The 5,509-nt window shown below is 52.3% G+C and carries 4 protein-coding genes and 1 pseudogene; 3 read left to right on the top strand and 2 right to left on the bottom strand.

Going from position 1 to position 5,509, the window contains the following annotated elements:
• Positions 1-600 precede the first annotated feature (600 nt).
• The gene (locus G6Q29_RS21440; RefSeq protein WP_045342092.1) at positions 601-945 is read left to right on the top strand and encodes a MobC family plasmid mobilization relaxosome protein; all 345 of its coding nucleotides are present in this window, start codon (positions 601-603) and stop codon (positions 943-945) included.
• Complete coding sequence (mbeA, locus tag G6Q29_RS21910) at positions 935-2,431, top strand: plasmid mobilization relaxase MbeA (protein ID WP_045326465.1); 1,497 nt, start codon at positions 935-937, stop codon at positions 2,429-2,431. Before G6Q29_RS21440 ends, mbeA begins: the two co-directional genes overlap by 11 nt.
• A gap of 1,436 nt (positions 2,432-3,867) precedes the next feature.
• Here the strand turns inward: mbeA and G6Q29_RS21460 are convergent.
• Entirely contained in the window at positions 3,868-4,161 is a 294-nt protein-coding gene (locus tag G6Q29_RS21460) for a HigA family addiction module antitoxin (protein WP_000609279.1), read from the bottom strand.
• A gap of 337 nt (positions 4,162-4,498) precedes the next feature.
• Between G6Q29_RS21460 and G6Q29_RS21465 the strand changes: the two genes are divergently transcribed.
• Complete coding sequence (locus tag G6Q29_RS21465) at positions 4,499-4,780, top strand: type II toxin-antitoxin system RelE/ParE family toxin (RefSeq protein WP_000594459.1); 282 nt, start codon at positions 4,499-4,501, stop codon at positions 4,778-4,780.
• A 456-nt stretch (positions 4,781-5,236) separates the two neighbouring features.
• On the opposite strand, the pseudogene G6Q29_RS21805 reads toward G6Q29_RS21465, so the two are convergent.
• Positions 5,237-5,509, bottom strand: a pseudogene (locus G6Q29_RS21805) (hypothetical protein); the annotation flags it as partial.

A 5,509-nucleotide genomic window follows, 5' to 3' on the forward strand; every position in this document is an offset into this window, starting at 1 on the left:
CCCGGAACTGAGTGTCAGGCGTGGAATGAGATAAACGCGGCCATAACAGCGGAGTGACACCGGTAAACCGAAAGGCAGGAACAGGAGAGCGCACGAGGGAGCCACCAGGGGGAAACGCCTGGTATCTTTATAGTCCTGTCGGGTTTCGCCACCACTGATTTGAGCGTCAGATTTCGTGATGCTTGTCAGGGGGGCGGAGCCTATGGAAAAACGGCTTTGTCGTGGCCTTCTCGCTTCCCTGTTAAGCTTCTTCCTGGCATCCTCCAGGAAATTTCCGCCCCGTTCGTAAGCCATTTCCGCTCGCCGCAGCCGAACGACCGAGCGCAGCGAGTCAGTGAGCGAGGAAGCGGAATATATCCTGTATCACATATTCTGCTGACGCACCGGTGCCGCCTTTTTTCTCCTGCCACATGAAGCACTTCACTGACACCCTCATCCGTGCCAACATAGTAAGCCAGTATACACTCCGCTAGCGCTACGTGACTGGTTCAGGGCTGCGCCCCGAAACCCGCCAAAAGCCTGACGCGCCTGCGGCTTGTCCAACCCCGCGCCGACCGGGAAAGGCTTTCCCGCCCGTCCCGGCGTTATCAGGAGGCCGGTTTGTCAGAGAAACGGAGCAAGATGCTCACCATGTGGGTGACGGAGGACGAGCACCGGCGGCTGCTCGAGCGCTGTGACGGCAGGCAGCTGGCGGCGTGGATGCGGCAGATCTGCCTGGACGAAAAGCCGGCACGTTCCGGAAAGCTCCCCTCACTCTCGCCGGCGCTGCTGCGCCAGCTTGCCGGCATGGGCAATAACCTGAACCAGATAGCCCGCCGTGTTAACGCCGGCGGCGGCACCGGCCATGACAGGGTACAGATTGTGGCGGCGCTGATGACCATCGATGCCGGCCTTGAGCGGCTGCGGCACGCCGTTCTTGAGAAAGGAACGGACGATGATCGTTAAATTTCATCCGCGCGGCCGCGGCGGTGGCGCCGGGCCGGTGGACTATCTGCTGGGTAAAGACCGGCAGCGTGAAGGCGCCACCGTCCTGCAGGGGAAGCCGGAAGAAGTCCGGGAGCTGATTGACGCGTCGCCTTACGTTAAGAAATACACCTCCGGCGTTCTGTCGTTTGCGGAGGCCGATCTGCCTCCCGGCCAGCGGGAAGAACTGATGGCCAGCTTCGAGCGGGTTCTGATGCCCGGACTCGATAAAGATCAGTACAGCATTCTGTGGGTGGAGCACGCGGACAAGGGGCGTCTGGAGCTGAACTTTCTGATCCCCAATACCGAGCTGCTGACCGGCAGGCGGCTCCAGCCTTACTACGACCGCGCCGACCGGCCGCGCATCGATGCCTGGCAGACTATCGTGAACGGCAGACTGGGGCTGCACGACCCGAACGCGCCGGAAAACCGCCGGGCTCTGGTCACGCCGTCCGGGCTGCCGAAAACGAAGCAGGAGGCCGCAGAAGCCATTACCCGGGGACTGCTGACCCTTGCTTCGTCCGGGGAGCTGAAAAGCCGTCAGGATGTCACTGACACTCTTGAAGGTGCAGGTTTTGAGGTGGTGCGCACCACGAAAAGCAGTATCAGCATTGCCGACCCGGACGGGGGGCGAAACATCCGACTGAAGGGAGCCATCTATGAGCAGTCTTTTAACGCTGGCGAAGGACTTAGAGCAGCAATCGAAAGCGCAGCAGCAGAGTACCGGCGAGATGCTGAAAGCCGCATTCAGCGAGCACGAGCAGTCTGTCAGAGCGGAACTGAGCGCAAGCGCGAGGAGAATCAGCGACGCCATCCTCGCCCACGAGCAGAGTATGAGCGAGGCGATGGAGAAAAACCGGCGGAGCGTACTGCGGACTGCCGGGCGGACATGGCTCACCATCCTGATGGTGTCAGCGCTGCTGATCGGCACGAGCGGGAGCATTCTGTGGTGGCAGGGGCAGCAGATAACCGACAATTACACGCATCTTCGTCAGCAGGAAGATACCCTGGCGAAAATGACCGCCCGGACGTGGGGAGTGCGCTATCAGGAGAGCAGCGACGGCCGGAGGTTTCTTATCCTGCCGCCGGGGATACAAACCGAAGCCATCCCTTACGACGGGACGACATGGATCCGCCTGAAACAGGAGTAGCTGAAAATGACAGAGCTGGAAAAGCAGTTGCTGAGCGCATTAGAGCAGCTACAGCAGGACTACTCGCAAAGGCTGGACGAATGGGAGAGCGCCTTCGCGGAATGGCGGAGCATGTGTGGGCTTATGCAACGGGAGAACGCGGTGCTGAACGAGCGCGTGTCGGACTTGAGCACGCAGGTGCTGAGTTTAAGCGAGCAGCTGCGCCGCTTGTCCGGGAACTGAATGCCATCGAGCTCCGGCAGAGGGAGAATGAGTATCAGAAAACACTGGAGCTGGAGCGCCAGCCGCAGAAAACCTACCGCGGGCCGACACTTTAAACCATCCAGGCAGCTGACAACCCGCACGAAGAGGGGCTCTTATTTCTCCCGCTAAATAGGTTCGTGATCAAAAAGGTCACGACTTATTCAGGAGCGGGAAATGAAGCTGTTAAATCTTATTGAATCATTGCTTAACTGCCTGTATCTGGCGGCGGAGCTGTGGGACTGGCTGGAGAAGCATTTGTCGGTTTTTAAGGCATTGGCGCGGATTTTAGTGTGACTTTAACATCCATGCATCTGGCTGCATGACTATGCACCAGTGTAATATTCAGCGGCTGCGTTTCTGGTGTTTTTTCGTTATGTCTGTCGCCACTTTCTCGCGTCTGGCACCGGAAACGCAGCCAACCCCGTTTCAGCGGTGCGCCCAACGGATGTTATGGTAAATAAGAGCGACCGTCCCGGTCGCTCTTGAAAGAGAATTCGGCCTTAGGTCAGTTTTCGCAGATACAATCATGTGGACTGCGGAGACATTCTTCGCACTCCTCACATATGCACTCATCCAGTTTTTCACCGCACTCGTCGCAACGTGAGCAGCTACAGTGCTCATCTAAATTTCCACAATCGCTGCAGCGCTCACAGACGCAGTCTGCCAGCTTCTCGTTGCAGTCATCGCAGAAGCCACAGGTACAGGCGCTGGCAGGGAGGGCACAAACATCGCAAATCTTATCCATTGGATCCATTTTATCTCACTTTTATTTTATCAGTGGCTGTGTGCGGGCGATTTCCCCAGCGCGATAGATGTGGATTTAAGTGCCATTTTTCAATGATTAAGGCAGCTAAAAAAGTGGTTTTTTAGGGCTTTTCAACGTGATCAGCACTGACGGGGATAAATACAGGTAAGCAATAATGCTCAGTCATGAAAAGGAGAATCCGATGGAGCAACATACCCCTGAATACTTACGACGTACCTTAGCTCATAACCGTGCCCTAATGGACGATATCATTAGCAGTGGCATGTCCAGGTACTACAACACGGAGATTGTGGATGCCGCATGTGAGGCGATAGAAGCTGAATTGCGACGACGAGGAATTTTGTAAGAGACAAAGCCCGCTTATGCGGGCTTTGTCGTTACTGGCGCTTCTGTTACTCAGTGTTGTCTGGGGTTCGGTAGATCTGTAGCCAGTACCTGCCAGGTGCGCTCGTTGGTGGTGCGAACTCATTATCGCGAATGGTGCAGTATCGTCCATATTTGCGGGTAACAGTATGAGTGTTTGTGTTGATGTCACATTCTTGGAATGAGCCACCATCACGACCTATTTTGCCATGTGGTCCTACATAAATTGCCATTTTGTTCTCCTTTTTAGAGCCTTGTATGGGCATCTTATTGGTGTTCAAACAACAATCATTTCAAGATCTAAGAACTGAACTAAAAATCAAACTAAAGGTAGGTATGCGGGGGTTTTACGGCAAAAAGCCCGCACGAGCGGGCTTTTACTTATGGAAACATCGGATGAAGGTGTTCTAGCGTCTCGGATAAAGTTTTACGACTTTTCGAGAGGCTGTACTGAGCCTGCATATTAACCCACGACTCTGCAGAGCGGCCTATAACTTTAGATAGTCGAAGAGCCATCTCATAACTAAGATCAGTTTTTCCATTGAGCAATCTACTTAATGCAGATTGTGATACTTCAAGCTTATCAGCTAACTCTGCGGCAGGTATTTCGAACGGTTCCATGAACATTTCCCTGATGAATTCACCGGGGTGTACAGGATCGTAAAGATTTATCATGCCTTCCTCTATTGGTTTTGTATTTGATTACACAAAACATTTTGTTTCTTTCGCGTTGCGCATTGCACAATACGCAAGTGTCTGTTATTGACAAAAAAAGCAGTAAGCTTTAGGATGCTCGGTGGAGCAGAAAGCTACCGCTGATATGGTGTCTTTACCGACTTTTTCAAGGCGCCATATTGTACGGTTAGCGCTCTTGGAAGTCAAACGAGGTAATCGACCTCAGAGACAAAGTTACGTCAATTATTTTAATAATGCAAGGGGTTCAAATGGACGCTGTCAAATTGTTTTCTGTTTATAGAGATAGATATCGACGAAAATTTTATGGAGATGATTGATGATAAAAAACATAAAGCATAAAGGGCTTCGGAGTTTTGCTGAAAACGGTAACACCGCCGGAATTCAGCCTCACTTAGCGAAAAAACTTCGCATGATATTGACTACGCTAAGCACCGCAACATGTCTTCAAGATATTGTGGATGTAAGGGCGCTGGGGTGTCACCCCCTAAAAGGTGAACGTAAAGGTGAGTTTTCCGTAGAGGTTAACGGAAACTGGAGGGTGGTTTTCAAGGTGGAAGAACCAAACGTCTTAGACGTTGATCTTGAAGATTACCATTAGTAATCAATAAGTAAGTTACTAATCCATCCTAGTGGCAATATGGATGGATTAGGGACTTTATTCAAAAATAAGTACCTCTGGAGGATTTATGAGAGCCTTTATGATTTTGTTGTTCCCTTTGCTTTGTGTAGTCATTGCTGGGGTTCTTGCTGTTCGTGGCCTAGATGGGTGGGGATGGTTCCTGTTTGCAGCTGTTTTGTGTACTGGTGTTGATACGGTGCAGAAACATGTCTCTAACAAGAATAATTCTGTAAGCGATTGAGGCTTTCAGGGTTCTTCCTTGACTGATTAAATCGACAAAGCGTATCTTATGTTCGAAACGAAAAAACCGCCTGGGGAGGCGGTTTTTTCGAGGGTTCAGTAAGTTGGGGAACTTCTGAACCGTGGTAACAGGGTGTACAAGACCGCTGAAACCAAATTCTGTCCTTCCAGTTTAGCCTCAGTATGGCTCTGACTTCAAGAACTCTGCATCAGTAATCTCTTGTACACCCTCTTACCAATGGCCGCAGCCAGTGGCGTTTTGTTGTGTCTTTCCGGGTTGGACTCAAGTCGATAGTTACCGGATAAGACGCTGCGGTCGGACTGAACGGGGGGTTCGTGCATACAGTCCAGCTTGGAGCGAACTGCCTTCCCGGAACTGAGTGTCAGGCGTGGAATGAGATAAACGCGGCCATAACAGCGGAGTGACACCGGTAAACCGAAAGGCAGGAACAGGAGAGCGCACGAGGG

This window comes from Enterobacter cloacae (assembly GCF_011078175.1).
In the GTDB taxonomy this organism is placed as follows: domain Bacteria; phylum Pseudomonadota; class Gammaproteobacteria; order Enterobacterales; family Enterobacteriaceae; genus Enterobacter; species Enterobacter cloacae_Q.